The organism is Candidatus Neomarinimicrobiota bacterium, assembly GCA_017656425.1.
Lineage (GTDB): Bacteria > Fidelibacterota > UBA2242 > UBA2242 > B5-G15 > JACDNV01.
In genome coordinates this window covers 253679-273292 of record JACDNV010000001.1, presented here as the reverse complement: position 1 = coordinate 273292, position 19614 = coordinate 253679, and the positions used below count along the sequence as shown (strand labels likewise).

Here is a 19614-nt window from a genome sequence, read left to right as displayed (position 1 = left end):
ATTATGGACAAAACAATTCAATATCTATTTAACCTGAGACCAGAGGTAATTAAACCCGGTCTCGACAGGATTAGAAAACTACTTGATTATCTTGGGAATCCTGAAAGGAAATTTCATTCAATCCATGTTGCTGGAACAAATGGGAAAGGGAGTGTCTGTGCTATACTGCATAGTGTCTTAAAGGAAGCTGGATACAAAACGGGGCGTTATACCTCTCCTCATCTATTAAGATTTAATGAGAGAATAGTGGTTGGCAACAAGATGATTGGAGATAGTTATATTATCGACTTCATAAATTCCATTAAGAATAAGGTCGAGAGGATTGATGCCAGTTTTTTTGAGGTCACAACGGCTTTGGCTTTTAAGTATTTTGCTGAAAATAATATTGATGTTGCGGTAATTGAAGTTGGAATGGGAGGCAGATGGGATGCTACGAATGTAGTCAATCCTATAGTTTCTATAATAACAAGCATTTCAAGGGACCATCAGGAGTATCTGGGTGACAAACTTCTCAATATAGCGATGGAAAAATTTGGAATAGTCAAGAGTGGTGTGAATGTTGTATTTTCAAGACAGCACCCACGGATAAAAAGTTATTTCATTAAAAAATGTAAGGAAAGTAATTTTAAATATGTTTATGCTCCGGATATTATAAAAGTAAAGGTCTGTAAAATTGAGCCTTCATTTCAAGTTGTCGATATAATAACCGATAATAAAAATGTGAAAAGTGTGAAATTCCCTTTAATTGGTAAACATCAAGTGGATAATCTTAAAGCTTCCTTAGCTGCCTTAGAAAGCCTTTCTAGAAATGGTTTTTGTGAATTTAATGAAGATATATTAAAAAAAGGGATGGAGGAAATAAACTGGAAAGCTAGGCTTGAGTTATTAAATAAAAATCCTCTTATATATTATGATGTTGCTCACAATGAATCAGGTTTTGACAGTGTCCTTAACACACTTAAAGAAGTTTTCCCTGACAAAAAGATTGACATTATCATGGCTGTAAAAAAAACAAAAAATATAGACCTCATACTTAAAAGACTTGTAAAAGTGAATGGTAATGTATATATTATATCGAATTTTAATGGATTTTATACTTTTAATGAACTCAAACCTAGATTAGAACGTTTATTGAATTTTACAGCTGGAATTTCTGAATTGAAGAATATAGGGGCATTTTTAAGAAGTCTTTCAATAAGAGATGAGCGAGTTTTATTAATTACGGGAAGTCACTATATAGCGAATGATGTATATAGTGCAATCCGGGCAAACGCAAAGAATAACTAATCTTTTTGCATTTTTAAACTAATTTAAGTAAAAAAGGGGAGAGTGGAATAGAATGGAAGAAGAAATTACCATCAATAAATTGAATTTGATGAAAACACGTGAACTGATCGAGCTTGCTAGAAAATTTGGTGTTAATGGTTCCGATGAGGTAAACAGACATGAACTTGCGTTAAAAATACTGCAGGCAAAAGCCTCAAATGAAGGTCGACTTTTTGCTACTGGCATTCTTGAAGTTACTGATGAAGGGTATGGTTTTCTTCGCTCGGAGAAGCAGAGTTATTTACCTGGCCCCGATGATATATATATTTCTCCTTCACAGATTAAAAGATTTAATCTTCAGACTGGGCATATAGTATCTGGTGAAATAAGACCACCAAAGGATAATGAAAAGTTTTTTGCTCTTTTAAAAGTTGAGGCTGTTAATTGGATGGATCCTGAATTGGTAAAAAATAAAATTCCTTTTGATAATCTGACACCATTATATCCGATGGAAAGAATCAGATTGGAGATGGACTCTGATAATATATCGATGAGAATTATGGATTTGTTGTGTCCAATTGGGAAAGGGCAAAGGGGGCTAATTGTAGCACAGCCAAAGACGGGTAAAACAACGCTGTTACAGCATATTGCAAATAGTATAACTGCTAATCATCCAGAAATAATATTAATTGTATTACTAATCGATGAAAGACCGGAAGAAGTTACCGATATGGAAAGGTCCGTTAAAGCAGAGGTGGTTAGTTCAACTTTTGATGAACCACCAGAGAGGCATGTACAGGTAGCTGAGATGGTATTACAGAAAGCAAAACGAATGGTTGAGTTAAAGTTTGATGTGGTGATTCTACTCGATAGTATTACCCGACTTGCCAGAGCACATAATGCTGTGGTTCCTCATAGTGGGAAAATTTTGTCAGGAGGTATTGATGCGAATGCATTACATAAACCCAAGAGGTTTTTTGGCTCCGCTCGTAATATTGAGGAGGGAGGAAGCTTAACAATTATTGCTACCGCCTTGATTGATACAGGAAGTAGAATGGATGATGTAATATTTGAGGAATTTAAAGGTACAGGTAATATGGAATTGGTTCTCGATAGAAGACTAAGTGACAGAAGGATATTCCCATCGATAGATATAAACAGATCAGGAACCAGAAAAGAGGAGTTATTGTTGTCTCAGATGGAACTACAGAGGGTCTGGATATTGAGAAAATTATTAAATGAAATGAATCCTATAGAAGCAATGGAATTTTTAATTGATAAGATGAAAAAAACAAAAAATAACAGAGAATTTTTAAAGACAATGAATCAGTAGGTTAATTTTATTTGAAAATATCCTTAGTATTGATTTATTTTTACAATAGATGGAAATTAGTTTATTAAAATATTATTATTGACAGGCGCATAGTATTAATGGATTTATCTGAATTAGGGAAGGTATTAGATAGGTTACATATGTCAACTATAGTATTTAAAGAAGATGAGGTTATTCACGTTTCTGATGATGTAAAAGACTTTTTGGCTTTTAAAGATACAGAAGGAACTGTTAAGGATCTAATTGATGATGAAAATGTTGTACATTTATTATTAGAGCATATAGAAAAAGTTAGGTCAGGAAAAGACATAGAACAGGTATTATACTTTCCTGGGGGTAATATTAACTTCCCAATTGCATTGAATTCTTTTCTATTGGATGACCAAATTGTAATATCAATTGTTGACATGTATTACAATATTACAAGAATTACAAGAAGCTATGCTTATATGGGGCTGAGTATTCCTGGTATAGTCCATAATCTTAGTAGCCCACTTACGGTTGCTTTAAATAAGTTGCAAATGTTTAAAATGAAAGGTATTGAATCAGAGGGGACTAATGAGATCATTGCTGAGTTAAGGAAGATACAGAGAATATTGGAAAATATAAGTCATAAAAGTATTAAAGAAAGGAATGAAGATTTTGACTCCATTGATATAAATAAACTCATTGTTACGAATATGGAATATCTAAATGCCAATTCTTATATTAAACATGAGATAGAAAAAGAACTGAGTTTAAAAATTGTACCAAAAGTTATATTCGGTAGATTTATAGACCTTTCCCAGATATTCCTGGCATTTTTTTATATCGTTGTTAAGAGTATGGAAGGAATTAGTTCTAAAAAATTAAAAATCGAAACTGGTTATGAAGATGGTAAGGTATTGATTAAATTTGAAAGTAATGGGAGGGATCTATCAAGAATAATCTCAGATAATATTGATAAGTCAGTAAAAAATCTCTCCTTTTGTGAATATACAAAAAAACATTTTAATCTGGACTGGTCATTAGAGGGACTGAGTGGATTAATGTCCAAATATGAAGTTGAGTACACATACCAAAACAATAACAGGGCAAATACACTGATTTTGAAGTTCCCTTGCAAAAGCATTATTTTATAGTATTTATTAATATCTTTTGTTTAATAAAGAAGCGAGGTTAAGAACGCGTCTGACGTATCTGCTGCTGTAGTTATATCTGAGCAAGGCTCTCCTTTTGTTGACGTGATGTTTGCTCCACCCGGAATTACTTAGGAAATTTGCTACGCTCATGATAGCATCGGGGTAGGAATATAGGTCTATATCTCCGTCATTATCACCATCAACTCCATATTTTATCATACTTGATGGCATAAATTGAGGTAAACCAAACGCCCCAGCATATGAGCCCACTAGAGAAAGGGCATCAATTTTTGTTGTTAAATGAAGTTTCAGAAGAGAGACAAGCTCGCTTTTCGCCCAATTGCTACGTTCTATTGCTCTTTCTTTTAACTTTCTTATTACTTGTTGTCTAGTGTCATAGTCATAATAATGGTATTTTATGTTTACGTAGTGTTCTATCTTTTGTAGATTTTTAGGCTCACTTGCTACGGCTAATGAGCTGAGAACGTTGAAAACAGGATATTTGCCGATTATTTTCCCGAGTTTCGTCTCTGTGAAAAGTATTGCTACGATTGTTTCTTTTTCAACATTAAACCTTTCTTCAGCAGCTTTTAGATAATCATCGTATTCACGTATAAAATCGTCAATATCATATATTTGAACTTTTTCTCTATATATATCTGAAACATAGCTAGAGACATTATCGATAATATTTTTATAAATCGATTGTTCATAGAATTCTACTCTTGGATCGGAATATAAATTAATCAAAAAGTCTCTGTGGAAACCTTCCTTTTCTAGCTGATTAATCAAGTTTGAATATGCAGGAGGTATTTCTCCTCTACTGCTACCGACAGAATCATGGCTATTAATTAACAATAAATGCGTAGTGATCGCTATTATTACGACTATTTTTATGGCAAGTATTATTATTTTATTCTTCCTCATTTCCACCTTTTCGGTTTTTCAATTACACTTTACTTTTCAGCCGATAAAAGTTTATACTTTATTTATTTATTTTAATATGTTTTCTATCACTTTTTGGGATTAAAAACTTTTGCCGCTTGATTTAAGTCACAAAATTTTGTAATTGATCAAATATCAGTTATAATATATATAAAAGAATGCAAAGTTGCAAAGTTTAATGTAATTAGGCTTGTTTTTTAATTTGTTTTTGTAAAAGCAATAAAAATTTAAGATGTTTTTTGTGGAAAATATTTCATTGAAAGATTAAAAATTTTAAGGCATATTTAAATCGTATTGAGATTTGATTGATATTTTTTATGAAGTTAGTATATCATCGACATTACCATTTAAAATGCCCACCTGAGAGAATTTCCGGGTGATGTTTTTAATTTGAGAGAAGACCCGGGTTCTCAGGTGAGGGAGTTGAGGACCCGGGTTTTTTATCCCGTGTCCTCAATTCCAATGAAAGAAAAAAATGGAGGAACAATAATTATGATATTAAGACTTGGTTTGCCAAAAGGTAGTTTGCAAGAAAGCACATTTGAATTATTCAGGCTGGCAGGTTTTAGGTTTCGTGTAAGTGCTAGAAGCTATTTCCCTGTATGTGATGATAATGAGATAGAGGCAATACTTGTAAGAGCTCAGGAGATGGCTAAGTACGTTGAGAAAAATGTTCTTGATGCAGGTCTAACAGGTCTCGATTGGATAATTGAATCTGGGGCTGATGTAGTTGAGGTATGTGAACTTGTATATGCCAAAAGCAGTTTCTCTCCTGTTAAATGGGTGCTTGCTGTGCCGAATGATTCACCGATTCAGTCTGTATATGATTTAAATGGCAAAAGAATTGCTACAGAAGCGGTAAATCTTACAAAGAGATATCTGGAGAAAAAGGGTGTAAAAGCCGAGGTAGAATTCTCATGGGGGGCAACAGAAGTGAAAGCCCCAAGATTGGTAGATGCTATTGTCGAATTGACAGAAACTGGATCGTCCTTAAGAGCTAACAATTTGAGAATAATCGATACAGTCCTTGAATCTACTACGAGGTTTATTGCTAATAAAGAATCATATATGGATAAAAAGAAAAAAAGGAAAATTGATAACATAGCTCTTCTATTACAGGGGGCAATAAGGGCAAAGGAAAAAGTAGGATTAAAATTCAATATCCGAAAAGATAAAGTTGAGGAAATAAAGAAATTTGTACCTGCAATGAAAGAACCAACTATATCTCCTTTACTTGATAAAGATTGGGTAGCTCTTGAAGTGATTGTAGATGAGAAAGTTGTTAGAGAAATTATACCACAATTGAAAGACTACGGAGCTACCGACATTATCGAGTATCCTTTGAATAAAGTTATATATTAAGGAGATTTTTATGCCTATAAAAATTTTTGAGAATATAAAAGACTTTATTGATAATTATTATTTTGACCGTTTAAAACAAATTGAAGTTTCCGGTAGTGTAAGCGAAATTATAAACGATGTTAGGATGAATGGTGATAAAGCACTTTTGAGATACACTATGAAATTTGATGGTATCAAGAGGAAAAGTGTGAAAGCTGATAAGGATGACTTTGACGAGGAGAATAAAGTTTCCAAAGAGGAACTCGATCTGTTTCACCAGGCATATGAAAATATAAAACATTTTCATCACCAGGAGTTGAAAAATATATCCAGCTGGGAGTTAAAAAGTTCCGGTATTTTGATGGGACAACGATTGGTGCCGGTTGAAAGGGCAGGGTTATATGTACCGGGTGGGACAGCAAGCTATCCGTCTTCTGTTTTAATGAATGTAGTCCCGGCTATGGTAGCGGGTGTTAAAGAAATAGTAGTAGTATCACCGCCTGATACCAGAACAGGCAGGTTAAATAAATATGTGGCAGCTATTCTTGATATGCTGGAGATTAAAGAAGTATACGTTGTGGGGGGAGCACATGCAATCGCTGCTCTGGCATTTGGAACAGAAAGTATAAGACCTGTCGATAAAATAACGGGTCCGGGAAATGTTTATGTTGCAGAGGCGAAAAGGCAGGTCTTTGGATATGTTGGAATTGATTCTATTGCGGGACCTAGTGAAGTTGTTGTTATGGCTGATGATAGCGCTAATCCCGAATATATAGCGATAGATATGTTATCACAGGCAGAACATGATCCATTATCAAAAGCTATTTGTGTAACGATAGATAATGAAAATGCTGAGAGAATCTGCAAGTCTATTGATAAATTTTTACAGGAAATTGAAAGAAAAGAGATTGCATCTAGGTCAATTACAGAGAATGGGGCGATTGTAAAAGTAAAGAGTTTGGAGGAAGCTATCGAGATAGTCAATGCCATTGCTCCGGAGCACCTTGAGCTACATCTAAAGGATGCTGATTCTATACTGCATCGCATAAAAAATGCTGGAGCTGTATTTATTGGAGATGAGACTCCTGAGCCCATTGGTGATTACTGGGCTGGAACAAATCACGTATTGCCCACAGGTAGAAGTGCTCGTTTTTCTTCGGGATTATCTGTGAGAGATTATCTAAAATGGATAAATTATCTGCATTGTGACAGGAGCAGATTAGCTGCTGATGGAGAGAAGATAATTAAATTGGCAGAGCTTGAGGGACTTACCGCTCATGCAAAGGCAATTAAAGTTAGGTTGATGAAATGAATAGGGTAGAAAAATTTGTAAAAAAAGTAATAAGGGAGAGGTTGCCTTACTCGCTGCCTTCGATTAAATATATAGTTAAGCTGAACCAGAATGAAAATCCCTATGATTTACCAGATAGTATTAAGGATCAAATTCTGGAAAAGGTGAGGAGTATCAGCTGGAACAGATATCCTGATCTTACTTATAGTGCATTGAGAGAAAAAATTGGCAGGTGGCTAAAAGTAGATAAAGATAGGATAATTCTGGGGAATGGTTCCAATGAGGTGCTTTTTTTTATAATGTTTTGTATGATATCAAAGGGTGATATGGTTTTAACTGTTGCACCTACATTTTCTATGATAGACAACTTTCTGAGAATACTTGAAGCTGAAAATGTTGTTGTTTATTTAAAACGCGATGATTTTTCTTTCCCTGTTGAGATACTTGTAAAAAAGGCAAAAAGTAATTACAAGCTGATTGTTTTATGTTCACCGAACAATCCAACAGGTACGAAAATCGAAAAAGCTGAACTGAAAGAAATAATTGAAAATGCACAAGGCTATGTGATAGTAGATGAAGCATACATTGACTTTACCGATCAAGATTTAAAAGAGTATGTATATAAATATGATAATCTTATACTGGTCAGGACATTTTCGAAAGCATTTTCCTTTGCAGGTGGGAGATTTGGATATGGTATATTGCCAGTTGATCTTGCGATAGAAGTTAGGAAAGCAATGTTTCCCTATAATCTTAGTTCTATAACGGAAGCAATAGTTTCATCGTTTATTAACAATGAGAAGTTTATTAAAGAAAGTGTTAAAAAGATTGTGGAACAGAGAGAAATTTTGTTTAATGGATTAAGAAAATTTGATAATATTAAAGCGTATAAATCAGATGCGAATTTTATATTGATTAAAACCTATTTCGATTATAGAATTTTGTATAAAGGTCTGATAGAAAAAGGTATATTGGTTCGTGATGTATCATATTATCCTCTTCTAGAGAATCATTTGAGAATAACAGTGGGAAAGCCAGAGGAAAATGAGCTTTTATTAAATGCTATGGATGAAATATTGAGCAGAGTATGATTTAATGGGTGGAATAAATAAGCCTATGATGGTGAAGGATAAAGTAAATTTACTTGTTTTTGATGTAGATGGGGTACTTGTAGACACATCCACTTCATACACCGAGGCTATAAGGAGGGCTGTGTATAATTATGGCAATATGTATGGTATGGAACGTTGGGAAATGCCCACTGTAAAAGATGTTACCTCTTTTCGTATGCTACCTGGATTTAATAATGACTGGGACTTGGCTGAAGCTTTATTGGCATACAAAATTCTAGAACATTTGTGTGTATATGATAGTCTGGATAATTTTTTAAAAGATGTAAAGGAAAATGGTATTGGATTGTATTCTGTTTATAAAATCATTGAGAATTTAGATCCGGGGTTAAAGAATAAATTAAAAGAGTTATTTAATAATAACCTTATAAGAAAGTTAACAATGGAATATTACGGTGGGATAAATTATTGTAAAAGATTGTATGGTTTTGAAAATCAGTATGTTTTTGAAAAAGGAATGCTTGAAAATGAATATCTACTCGTTGATAGGGAAATGTTAAAGAGACTAAAACTTAAGAAAGCTATTGTAACGGGTAGAAATATAAAGGAATTGGAAATTTTTCTTGAAAGAAATGGATTGGAGGATGTTTTTGATTTTATTTTTTATCATGGCAGAGAAGGAATAGTAAAACCTGATGGTAGAATACTGGAAATTATCAAAAATAAATTGAATGCTAGTGGTATAGTCTATTTTGGAGATTCCTACGATGACTATTTGGTCGTTAAAAATTATAAAGAAATTTCAGGTGATGATAATGTGATATTTATTCAGATAATTAATAATAGCGCCGATGCTTTTGATAGCGACGTAATTGCCACTAGAGATATGAATGAAGTCCTAAAAGTTTTTGAAAGGAAATAAAAATGAGATCAAAAAAAATTGTAAGAAAAACAAAAGAAACTCAAATCGAGCTTGAATTGAATTTGGATGGTTGTGGAAAAATATCAGTAAATACTCCATTAGGGTTTTTTAATCATCTTCTTGAATTGTTTGCCTTTCATGGTGGCTTTAATTTAAATGTCAAAGCAGAAGGGGATACTTTTGTAGATGATCATCATTTAGTTGAGGACGTAGGGATAGCCCTGGGACAGGCTCTAAATAGTATACTGGGCGATAGATCAGGAATATCGAGATATGGCTTTTTTGTAATGCCTATGGATGAGGTCCTTGCACGGGTTGCAATCGATATCGGGGGCAGAAGCTACCTTAATTATAATGTTGAAATTACGAGGGAAAAGATTGGAGAGCTTTCTACTGAGTGTATAAAGGAATTTTTTATGGGATTTGTTAGAGAGTCGAAAATTGCACTACACATAGACATTTTAAAAACTGGTAATTCACATCACATTGCAGAGGCTGTTTTTAAGTGTTTTGGTAGAGTATTAAAAATGGCGGTGTTACCCATTGATGGAAACATTCCTTCAACAAAAGGAATAATAGGGGAATAGCCTTGGCACAGAATATTGTAATTATTGATTATGGTGTTGGTAATCTCGCAAGTCTGAAGAATGCTTTTGATTACCTTGGTTATGACATTGTTGTAACATCAAACATTTTAGAGGTAAAAAAGGCTGATAAGCTAATCCTTCCCGGTGTTGGTGCTTTTAAACCAGCGATAGAAAAGTTGAGACATGGGAAATTTAATGAGGTAATTGTTGAAAAAGTAGATAAGAATATTCCACTTCTCGGAATATGTCTTGGAATGCAATTATTATTCACCAAAAGTTATGAAAATGGGGTATGGAAGGGTCTTGATTTAATTGATGGTGAGGTACTAAAAATTGAGGGAGTTGAAAAGGTACCTCATATGGGCTGGAATAGTGTCGAAATAATAGCGGATAATGAGTTATTTAGAGGTATTAGAAGTGGGGAATATTTTTATTTTGTTCATTCGTATTATTGTAGACCTGCATACTCCAGAAATGTTATTGCTGTAACCGAATATGGTAGGAAGTTCTGTGTGGCAACAGCACAGGATTATGTTTATGGGGTACAATTCCATCCTGAAAAAAGTCATAAAGTGGGGTTGAAATTGCTTGAAAATTTTGCAAAGCTTTGAAAGATAGAACTGGACAATATGAAATTGATACCTGCAATTGATCTAAGCGAAGGAAAGTGTGTTAGATTAACAAAGGGTAATATTAAAGAAAAAAAAGTGTATTGTGATGATCCTGTTAAACTGGTAAAAAGGTTTTCCAGTCAGGGTTTGGATATGATTCATATCGTCGATCTTGATTCAGCGATTGAAATAGGGGGAAATAAAAAAGTAGTAGAAAAGATTGTTAAAGAGAAGGTGATTGATATTCAGCTTGGAGGTGGTATAAGGTCACTGAGGGATATTGATAGGTGGCTTTCAATGGGTATAAAGAGAGTAGTGATTGGAACCATGGCAGTGATGTATCCTCATCTTCTGGAAGATGCAATTAAAACATTTGGTTCTGACAGGATTGTGGTTGCTGTGGATGTATTGGGTGATTTTGTTGCGTTACGCGGATGGAAAGAGGTATCTGACATAAAGGCAATTGAATTTGCAGGTAAAATGGAAGAAATTGGGGTTAAGAGATTTTTATTCACTGATATAAAAAAAGATGGAACGCTTATAGGAATCTCCCTTGATTCGATCAAAAGCTTTGCTTCTTCATTACGATCTGCTAAGGTAATAGCTTCTGGTGGAGTTTCTGGTTATGATGATCTTGTTAGATTGAAAAAGCTCGAAGGTAAGAATGTAGATAGTGTAATTGTAGGTAAAGCATTATATGAAGGCAGCATAGAAATAGATAAAGCAATTGCTATTTTAGAGGACTAATATGCTTACAAAGAGAATTATTCCCTGTCTGGATGTGAAAGATGGAAAGGTCGTGAAGGGGATACACTTTGAGAATCTCAGATATGCAGGTGATCCGGTAGAATTGGGAAAGAGATACAATGATGAAGGGGCTGATGAGTTGGTGTTTCTTGATATAACAGCATCGGCAGAAAAAAGAAGGATAATAGCAGATCTTGCGGAACGTGTGGCGAGAGAAATTTTTATTCCATTTACAATAGGCGGTGGCATAAAAACAGTGGAAGATATGCGAATGATTTTATCCAGAGGTGCAGATAAAGTAAGTATCAACACAGCAGCTATTAAGAATCCTGATCTAATAAGGGCAGGTGCCGAGATTTTTGGATCTCAATGTATAGTACTTGCCATTGATGCAAAAAGAGTTGGTGACGATAAATGGGTTGTCTACATTTATGGTGGTAAAGAGGCGACTGATATAGATGCTATTGAATGGGCAGCGAAAGGTGTGGAGCTTGGAGCAGGTGAGATACTATTGACAAGTATGGATGCTGATGGTACAAAGGAGGGATTTGATAATGAGTTAAATAGAAAAGTAAGTGAATCTGTATCTGTGCCTGTAATAGCCTCCGGAGGTGGGGGTAAACTTAGGCATTTTTATGATGCGATAAAGCTTGGAAAAGCAGATGCAGTACTTGCTGCATCGGTTTTTCATTATGATCAGATAAAAATAAGTGAATTAAAGAGATATCTAAGCGAAAGAGGAATTCCAGTGAGGTATTGAGATGGAAAAGTTGAAAGATATTAATGAATTAAAGTATGATGAAAAGGGATTGGTACCAGCTGTAATCCAGGATCATAAGTCAAACGAAGTACTTATGGTTGGCTATATGAATAAAGAAAGTCTTAGTATAACTTTAAAGGAGGGCAGGACATGCTTCTGGTCCAGGTCAAGACAGACATTATGGCGTAAGGGAGAAACAAGCGGGAATATTCAATATGTAAAGGAAATCTACGCAGATTGTGATAAGGACGCACTTCTTATAAAAGTTGAACAGATAGGACCAGCATGTCATACTGGGAATAGAAGCTGTTTTTTTAATGAAATCCTTAGCAAAGGTGAAAAGTAGCAGTAAATTATGGCATTCTATATTTTAAAGGTCCTATTTCGTAAATATCACCACCATACATATCAATTCCGACTATAGCAGGGAATTCTTTTACCTCTAATAAATAGACTGCTTCGGCCCCGAGTTCTGGATAGGCAATAACTTTACTTTCCTTTATGGACTTTGCAATATATACAGCTGCTCCACCAATTGTTATGAAATAAATGGCTTTGTTTTTTTTAATCGCGTCCCTTACTTTTTTTGATCTGTCTCCCTTTCCAATCATACCTTTTAAACCTGCATTTAAGAGTATTGGTGTGTATGCATCCATCCTATAACTTGTAGTGGGACCGGCTGAACCAATTGGTTTTCCGGGAGGTGCTGGAGCTGGACCGGTATAATATAGTATTTGCCCCGCAATATCAAATGGGAGAGGTTTCCCTTGTTTTAGTGATTCTACCATTAATTTATGTGCAGCATCTCTTGCAGTATAAACAGTTCCTGATATTAGAACTCTATCACCTACTTTAAGTTTTGCTATTGTGTCATCGTTAAGTGGCGTATTAATATAATGGGTTTTGCTCATTTGTTTTCTATTATATAATTGCTGTTTTATGTCTGTGAGCGTGACAGTTTATATTCACTGCAACCGGTAGTGAAGCGATGTGGCAAGGTCTGACTTCAATTTTTACTGCTAGTGCAGTGATTCTACCTCCGAGTCCCTGAGGTCCTATACCAAGTTTATTTATTTCTTTTAAGAGCTGCTCTTCTAATTGTGCATATCTTTTATCTGGATTTTTATCATAAATTGGTCTTAAGAGCGATTTTTTAGCAAGTATTGCACATTGTTCAAAAGAACCGCCGATGCCTATGCCTACAACTACTGGTGGGCACGGGTTAGCACCTGAGTTTTCTACTCTTTCGAGAACGAATTTTTTTATTTCTTCTATTCCATCTGTCGGGGTTAGCATTCTGACTTCACTCATATTTTCAGCACCGCCACCTTTTATTAGTACAGATATTTTTATTTTATCACCTGGTACAATATCGGTATAGATTATACCGGGTGTATTGTCTTTAGTATTCTTTCTATCAAAAACAGGATCGTAGACCATTGAAGCACGTAAGTAATTTTCGGTATACGCCTGTCTTATGGCTTTGTTTATTGTGTTGTATAAATTCTCCCCCTGTATTATAACCTCCTGTCCTATTTCGAGAAAAATGATTACGACACCTGTATCCTGACAAATGGGCATTTTTTCCTCTTTTGCCAGCTGGTAGTTTTTTAATAGTATTCCGAGAATTTCCTGACCTATAGGTGATTCTTCCTGGGTTGAAAGCTCTTTAATTCTTTTTATTATATCGTAATCTATGTTATAGTTTGCTTCAAGTATAAGGTTCTTAACAGTATTTTTTATAATCTCAGAATCTACTTTTCGCAAAAGAAACCTCTTTATTAAAATTCTAAATTTATAATAATGAGGTTAATTTTCAATTAAATAATTTTTAAATACTTTAAAATCATCAGGGAGTTTTATTGAGTTTTTCTTTTTACTCAAACATTGTTTTAAAGATTCAGGGATCTCAATCTCTACCTGTAGGACCATTTCAACAATATCCTTAAATTTTCCAGGATGTGCAGTTTCAAGAAAAGCGTATATATGCGAATTATTAACTTCATTTTTGAATGAAATTATCCCTTTGTATCCGCATGCACCATGAGGTTCTAAAACATACCCATGGTATTCGTATGCATATTTTATAGCATCGATCATATCATTATTATCAAAACTATATCCAGCTATTTCCGATTTTATCTTTTCGAAGCTATTATTATAAAGAGCATAAAGTCTCTGAAAGTTATTTGGATTTCCCACATCCATTGCGTTTGCGTATGTTTTAATTGTTGGATTTGGTTCGAATTTCCCGGTTTTTAAAAAGCGGATAAAACTGTCGTTACAGTTCGTCGCAGCGACATATTTATAAACGGGTAATCCCATCTTTTTGGACAGGATCCCTGCCGTTAGATTACCGAAATTTCCAGATGGAACGCATATAGCTATCTTCTTATTGAAATCATCGATTAATTTTAATACTGAGTAAAAGTAGTATAAAGACTGGGGGACAAGTCTTGCCACATTTATTGAATTTGAAGATGTTAGATTTAATTTCTTATTTAGATCTTCATCCACAAAGGCTTTTTTCACAAGTCCCTGACAATCATCAAATGTTCCCTCAATTTCAATCGGTTGAACATTTTCGTCGAATGTAGCTATCTGCATTTCCTGAATTTTGCTAATTCTTTGTGAAGGATAAAGAACATACACCTTTATATTATCGATTCCATAAAATGCATTTGCTACAGCACTACCAGTATCTCCAGAGGTAGCTACAAGTACTGTTAGTTTCTTCCCGTACTTTTCCGCAAGATAGGACATATAATTTGCCATAAATCTGGCAGCGAAGTCCTTAAATGAAAGGGTGGGTCCATTGAATAATTCGATTACTCTTATATCCTCATTGAGTTCTTTTATCGTGGGTTCAAAGGTAAAAGCTTTGTCAATAATTGTTGCAAGAATATTATCAGGTATATCATCTTTGAAAATTGTTCTACCAATGTTGAACGAAATTTCTTTAAAGGATAGATTTTTTATCTCTTTTAAGAAATCAATATTGACTTGCGGTAATTCACAGGGTATATACAATCCACCATCTTTTGCAACATTATTTAAAACTGCGGTTTCGAAATCTACAACTTCAGCTCTGTTGTTTATATTATAATACTTCATTTGATTCCTCTATAATTTTGACCCCAATTTTTGAAATTTTCCCGAAATATAAATCATAGTTTAGTTTTTTCTTATCATATATTTTTTTGATTGAGTCAATTATTTTATTTCTGGTATCGTTATTGTGATACAGTACGAAAATTGATGGACCTGACCCGGATATGTTGCAGGCAATTGCTCCAGATTTTAAGGCACTTTCTTTTAACCTGTAGTATTTTGGAATAAGCTCTGCTCTGTGTGGTTCTGCTATAAAATCTATATTTGCTGAAGATAAGAGGTTTTTATCATTCTGGAATATACCGGCTATAAATGAAGCGATATTTGCCATTTGTTTTATACATTTAGAAGTTTCAATAAGATCCTTTAGAAGTTTTCTTGCATATTCTGTTTTAATTTCGATATGTGGATGCATTATAATACACGAGATATCCTCGGGAATAGGAAGCTTAATTATTTCAAGCTTTTCGGTATTTCTGATAAGAGTGATTCCACCATAATAACATGGAGCTATATTATCGGCATGTTTTTCACCACTTATTGTTCCTTCAGCTTCTAGGGCATATTCTAGAATTTCTTTATCACTGAGAATTTTTCCAGCAAGATAGCTAATGCCAAAGCTTCCTGCAACAGCACCCGCAGCGCTTGAACCCATGCCGCTGGCGATGGGGATATTCTTTTTGATTTTTACTCTTACTCCAAAATCTAGATTATAATCACTCATTATTCTCAAAATGGGAATTGTTACGGTGTTTTTTTCGGGTTCTGTCGGCAATTCACTGTAACCTTTTACTTCAGTTATCTCGATCTTTTTTTCTTCAATTTTCTCAAGTGTGACTATATCTCCAAGGGAAGAAAAGGCAAATCCAAGAATGTCAAAGCCACAACCGATATTCGCAATGGTAGCTGGTGTAAAAATTTTTATTTGGTTCATTGTACTTTCTCCTTAGAATTCCAGGATATCAACGAGCTTCATCACATCCTTGATAATGCTTCCGGCTGTTATTTCGGGTCCAGCTCCAGGCCCTCTTACAACCAATGGATTTGTGTAATATCGACTGGTTTGTATCACAACCAGGTTATCATTTCCTTCAAGATGATAGAATGGACTGTTTTTATCGACTTCTCTTAATCCAACTTTAGCCTCTTTTGAATCATAATATGCAAGGTACATGAGTTTCTTACCTCTTTTCTTTGCTGTATTTATTATGCCTGCAAACTCATCGTCATAATTTTTTAACTTTTCAATCAATTCTTCATTTGATTTCACGTTAAAATATTCTTCAGGTATAAGCGGTTTTAATTCAATATCTGATAGCTCCATTTTTGCATCGCTTTCTCTTATAAGTATCAGAAGTTTCCTTTTTGTATCCATACCATCAAGGTCATTTCTGATATCGGGTTCTGTATAGCCATGCATCCATGCTTTATAAACTGCTTCACTTAGTTTTATACCTTTATTGACATTGTTCATGATAAAGCTCATAGTTCCGGAAAGCAGAGCCTCAATTTTTAATACTTTATCACCGCTATCAACCAGACTACGTATTGATGAGATTATTGGAAGACCTGCTCCGACTGTGGTTTCATAAAGGTATCTGACGTATCCATTGCGTGTGTTATCTCTGAGCTGTTCATACAACTGATATGATTCTGTATTCATAATTTTATTGGCAGTGACGACAGATACTCCATTTCTTATAAGTTCCGGATACAAGAATGCAATATCTTTTGAAGGAGTACAATCAATGAAAACTTTATTTGGAAGGGTATTATTAATAATTTCTTTTTTAAATTCTTCAATATTTGCCTTTTTACCTTTATTTATAAGATTTTCTTCCCATATGTGTAAATCTATTCCTCTCTCATCGATTAGCATTTTTCGGGTATTTGTTATGCCAACAATTCTTAAGTTTACATCTTTTCTAAAAGAGCGGGATTTTAGTATATGAAAAAGGGAGCTTCCAACCTTACCCGTACCGACTATAAAAAGGTTTACTATTTTCCCATTTTCCATCAGCTGAAGATTTTGTGCTATTTTTAGTGCCTTTTTTTTATTTGTACTGTCTATAATAAATAATATTAGATTGCTCGAGATGTTTTTAATAATGTCTTTAATGACAATATTATTTTTCGAAAGTTCTCTTGTAGTGTAGTTTAGAATTTTATCCCAGTATTTTTGCATATCAGCAATTATACCTATCAATGAAATATTATCTTTGATATCGAAGGAAAACCGTGAGTTTTCTTCATCCGAAAGAATATTTATTAAGAATTTATTTTTTTGATCTATTGGCAGAATTATATCTAAATAGCCCTCTTGAGATTTATTGTTGAGCCAGTAAATCTCTCCTCCACTTATTTTGTTAATTATATTGTCAACGTTAAATGGGTCTGGTATCTGGTCAACTTTTCTTGAAAAAATTCGAATGTGAGATAGATTGCTTCTTAGGAATATGGCTTTAAGAGAGGAGTCTTCATAATTTTTATCGGGATTTGCAACTTCCAAAGATGCACGAGAGAAATTTTCTACCCCTGAAAAACGAATAGGAGTATTATTATTTTTTAATATATGTATTGCATCCCTTGAGAAGATATTTTCTGTAATACTAAAATAATCTATTGCTTCATCATAATTGAATATCCTTGTTTGTCCTTTAGTTTTGAGTATCTCATCAGAAAGTATTTTGTTGTATTTGTCATCATTCAATACAAGAAGGTGATTTGCATTAGCTATAGATGATGCAAGAGCTGCTACCTTGTCAATTTCTTTCTCATTTAATACTGCAATATTACCTGAAGTATTCTTTGCAATGCCACCAGAAAACATAAAAGAAACATTCTCCGCAGAAAGCAAATTTTCTAGATTGTTTGTTGTACCCTCAATATTGATTTCTGGATTGTTTGGATCATCGCTGGAAATAATTATGTCTTCTGAATTTACTATGGAAATATTGATACCGGTACTTATCAGCATATCATAAAGCAGGTGGATAGAGATTAAATATATGTAATAGTAGAGCATCATATTATATTTAGGAAAGCTTTCACCTATATATTCATAAGCCCTGAGTTTATCCTCCAGATTTTTTAGTAATTCATGTACAATTTTTTCTGATGGCTTGATTTGTGAAATATAATAATCATTAATGGTATCTCTTATCAGTTTTATGGTAGTACCCGGGGATCCATATTCACCAGATTTTGTGATAATACTATTTACATAATCTGCAATTTTCTCGATATATGAATTAACAATAATTAATCTACCATATCTTTTACAGAAATATTTTACAATCTCCGCAATTCTCTGTAGATAATGAGGACTACTTAGTGCGTTACTACTTAGCTTAATAACAATCATAGGCAGATTACTTCTTACCGTTTTGCATTAACTCCACTGCTTTCTTATACGATACGATTATACCTTTTATAAGAGCAGAACTAATACCATTGTGTTCCATTTCATTTAGCCCAGCGATGGTGATACCTCGTGGTGTTGTTACTTTGTCAATTTCCGATTCTGGATGCCCTTTTGACTCCAATAGGATTGATGCGGATCCCTTTGCTGTCTGGGCTGCCATCATGATTGCTTCATCAGAATGAAAGCCGATTTCAATACCACCCTGGGATGCTGCCCGAATTACTCTAAGGAAGAATGCTATACCAGACGCACATAGGACAGTTGCCGGTATAATATATTCTTCCGGGATCTCCAGTGCTTTACCAACTTTTGAGAAAAGAGTTACCACTTTTTTTCTTACATCTTCTGGTGCATCAATAGAGGAAATAGTGGTCATAGATTCGCATATTGCAACTGCTGTATTCGGCATTACTCTGAAAACCCATACCTTTTTACCTAAATAACTTTTAATAAAGTCGATAGTAGCGCCAGTGACAACTGAAACGATGATATGTTTGTTTTCCTGAACATCGTCTTTTATAACATCAAGTAGTGATTTCAATTGTTCTGGCCTCACGGCAACTATTACAATTTCAGAATTTTTTACAGCATAGTTATTATCATTTGTTATTATATATCCCTCTTTTTCGAGATCTTTAATATGTTCAGGGTGTCTTCTTGTAATTATTAAATTATCGGGTTTAAGATAACCAGATCTTGTAAATCCTTTTGCCATCGCGACTCCGATATTTCCTCCGCCTAAAATAGCCACTTTTTTGCTCATCTTCCCCTCCATTTTCTTTATTAAATATTCAAATAGCCTTTTCCCTCTCCCGGGATTTTTCCTGATATTATTTTCTCAGGGATTCTGTCCCGGGAGGCAGGTTATTATCTACCTGTTGTAGTTGTAGGAATATTCGTTAAGTTTGTTTGGAAATATTCGTGGGTGGTCTGTGTCGTTTTTATAGTTTTTGTGTTAATATTAATACCACCCTTCATAATAAATTAATCTCCAAAAAAGGCAACTTAATTTATTGTTTGAATTTTAGAATTACAAGACTTGAAGTTAATAGTTAGAAATTTTTTAAATGGAATAAATCATTATT

19 protein-coding genes are annotated in these 19614 nt (G+C 34.1%); 12 read left to right on the top strand and 7 right to left on the bottom strand.

All coding sequences use genetic code 11. The features are described 5' to 3' along the window. Positions 1–3 precede the first annotated feature (3 nt). From H0Z29_01065 to H0Z29_01055, 3 genes are all read left to right on the top strand, one after another. Complete coding sequence (locus H0Z29_01065) at positions 4–1287, top strand: bifunctional folylpolyglutamate synthase/dihydrofolate synthase (protein MBO8130089.1); 1284 nt, start codon at positions 4–6, stop codon at positions 1285–1287. 52 nt (positions 1288–1339) lie between these two features. Beyond that, positions 1340–2599, top strand: coding sequence for a transcription termination factor Rho (rho, locus tag H0Z29_01060; protein MBO8130088.1), 1260 nt, complete (start codon positions 1340–1342; stop codon positions 2597–2599). Between the two features lie 140 nt (positions 2600–2739). After that, positions 2740–3720, top strand: a complete 981-nt coding sequence (locus H0Z29_01055; GenBank protein ID MBO8130087.1) for a hypothetical protein — start codon at positions 2740–2742, stop codon at positions 3718–3720. Positions 3721–3726: 6 nt separating this feature from the next. Here the strand turns inward: H0Z29_01055 and H0Z29_01050 are convergent, their stop codons facing one another. Further along, on the bottom strand, positions 3727–4647 hold the full coding sequence (locus H0Z29_01050; protein MBO8130086.1) for a lytic murein transglycosylase: 921 nt from the start codon (positions 4645–4647) through the stop codon (positions 3727–3729). A gap of 510 nt (positions 4648–5157) precedes the next feature. On the opposite strand from H0Z29_01050, the gene H0Z29_01045 reads away from it, so the two are divergent. From H0Z29_01045 to hisI, 9 genes are read left to right on the top strand one after another with little or no spacing between them, the layout of a single operon-like run. Next, positions 5158–6027: an ATP phosphoribosyltransferase gene (locus H0Z29_01045; GenBank protein ID MBO8130085.1), complete on the top strand. Its 870-nt coding sequence runs from the start codon at positions 5158–5160 to the stop codon at positions 6025–6027. A 10-nt stretch (positions 6028–6037) separates the two neighbouring features. Then, positions 6038–7318 carry a histidinol dehydrogenase gene (hisD, locus tag H0Z29_01040; GenBank protein MBO8130084.1) on the top strand — a complete coding sequence of 427 codons (1281 nt, stop codon included), beginning with the start codon at positions 6038–6040 and terminating at the stop codon, positions 7316–7318. Next, positions 7315–8388 carry a histidinol-phosphate transaminase gene (gene hisC / locus H0Z29_01035; protein ID MBO8130083.1) on the top strand — a complete coding sequence of 358 codons (1074 nt, stop codon included), beginning with the start codon at positions 7315–7317 and terminating at the stop codon, positions 8386–8388. The genes hisD and hisC overlap by 4 nt, the downstream gene beginning before the upstream one ends. Positions 8389–8392: 4 nt before the next feature. Next, positions 8393–9289 (top strand): HAD-IA family hydrolase, encoded by an 897-nt coding sequence (locus H0Z29_01030; protein ID MBO8130082.1) that lies wholly within the window; start codon positions 8393–8395, stop codon positions 9287–9289. A gap of 2 nt (positions 9290–9291) precedes the next feature. After that, the gene (gene hisB / locus H0Z29_01025) at positions 9292–9876 is read left to right on the top strand and encodes an imidazoleglycerol-phosphate dehydratase HisB (protein MBO8130081.1); all 585 of its coding nucleotides are present in this window, start codon (positions 9292–9294) and stop codon (positions 9874–9876) included. A gap of 2 nt (positions 9877–9878) precedes the next feature. Beyond that, complete coding sequence (gene hisH, locus H0Z29_01020; protein MBO8130080.1) at positions 9879–10487, top strand: imidazole glycerol phosphate synthase subunit HisH; 609 nt, start codon at positions 9879–9881, stop codon at positions 10485–10487. Between the two features lie 18 nt (positions 10488–10505). Further along, the gene (gene hisA / locus H0Z29_01015) at positions 10506–11234 is read left to right on the top strand and encodes a 1-(5-phosphoribosyl)-5-[(5-phosphoribosylamino)methylideneamino]imidazole-4-carboxamide isomerase (protein MBO8130079.1); all 729 of its coding nucleotides are present in this window, start codon (positions 10506–10508) and stop codon (positions 11232–11234) included. A gap of 1 nt (position 11235) precedes the next feature. Next, positions 11236–11994, top strand: a complete 759-nt coding sequence (hisF, locus tag H0Z29_01010; GenBank protein MBO8130078.1) for an imidazole glycerol phosphate synthase subunit HisF — start codon at positions 11236–11238, stop codon at positions 11992–11994. Between the two features lies 1 nt (position 11995). Further along, the gene (gene hisI, locus H0Z29_01005; protein ID MBO8130077.1) at positions 11996–12340 is read left to right on the top strand and encodes a phosphoribosyl-AMP cyclohydrolase; all 345 of its coding nucleotides are present in this window, start codon (positions 11996–11998) and stop codon (positions 12338–12340) included. A 7-nt stretch (positions 12341–12347) separates the two neighbouring features. On the opposite strand, the gene H0Z29_01000 is transcribed toward hisI, so the two are convergent. The 6 genes from H0Z29_01000 to proC are packed head-to-tail and all read right to left on the bottom strand — an operon-like array spanning position 12348 to position 19292. Beyond that, complete coding sequence (locus H0Z29_01000; GenBank protein ID MBO8130076.1) at positions 12348–12905, bottom strand: Fe-S-containing hydro-lyase; 558 nt, start codon at positions 12903–12905, stop codon at positions 12348–12350. Between the two features lie 10 nt (positions 12906–12915). Then, positions 12916–13761, bottom strand: a complete 846-nt coding sequence (locus H0Z29_00995; GenBank protein ID MBO8130075.1) for a fumarate hydratase — start codon at positions 13759–13761, stop codon at positions 12916–12918. A 42-nt stretch (positions 13762–13803) separates the two neighbouring features. After that, positions 13804–15108, bottom strand: coding sequence for a threonine synthase (gene thrC / locus H0Z29_00990; GenBank protein ID MBO8130074.1), 1305 nt, complete (start codon positions 15106–15108; stop codon positions 13804–13806). After that, positions 15095–16039, bottom strand: coding sequence for a homoserine kinase (locus H0Z29_00985; GenBank protein MBO8130073.1), 945 nt, complete (start codon positions 16037–16039; stop codon positions 15095–15097). Before H0Z29_00985 ends, thrC begins: the two co-directional genes overlap by 14 nt. 12 nt (positions 16040–16051) lie before the next feature. Further along, positions 16052–18469: a hypothetical protein gene (locus tag H0Z29_00980; protein ID MBO8130072.1), complete on the bottom strand. Its 2418-nt coding sequence runs from the start codon at positions 18467–18469 to the stop codon at positions 16052–16054. A gap of 7 nt (positions 18470–18476) precedes the next feature. Further along, the gene (proC, locus tag H0Z29_00975; protein MBO8130071.1) at positions 18477–19292 is read right to left on the bottom strand and encodes a pyrroline-5-carboxylate reductase; all 816 of its coding nucleotides are present in this window, start codon (positions 19290–19292) and stop codon (positions 18477–18479) included. Positions 19293–19614 lie beyond the last annotated feature (322 nt).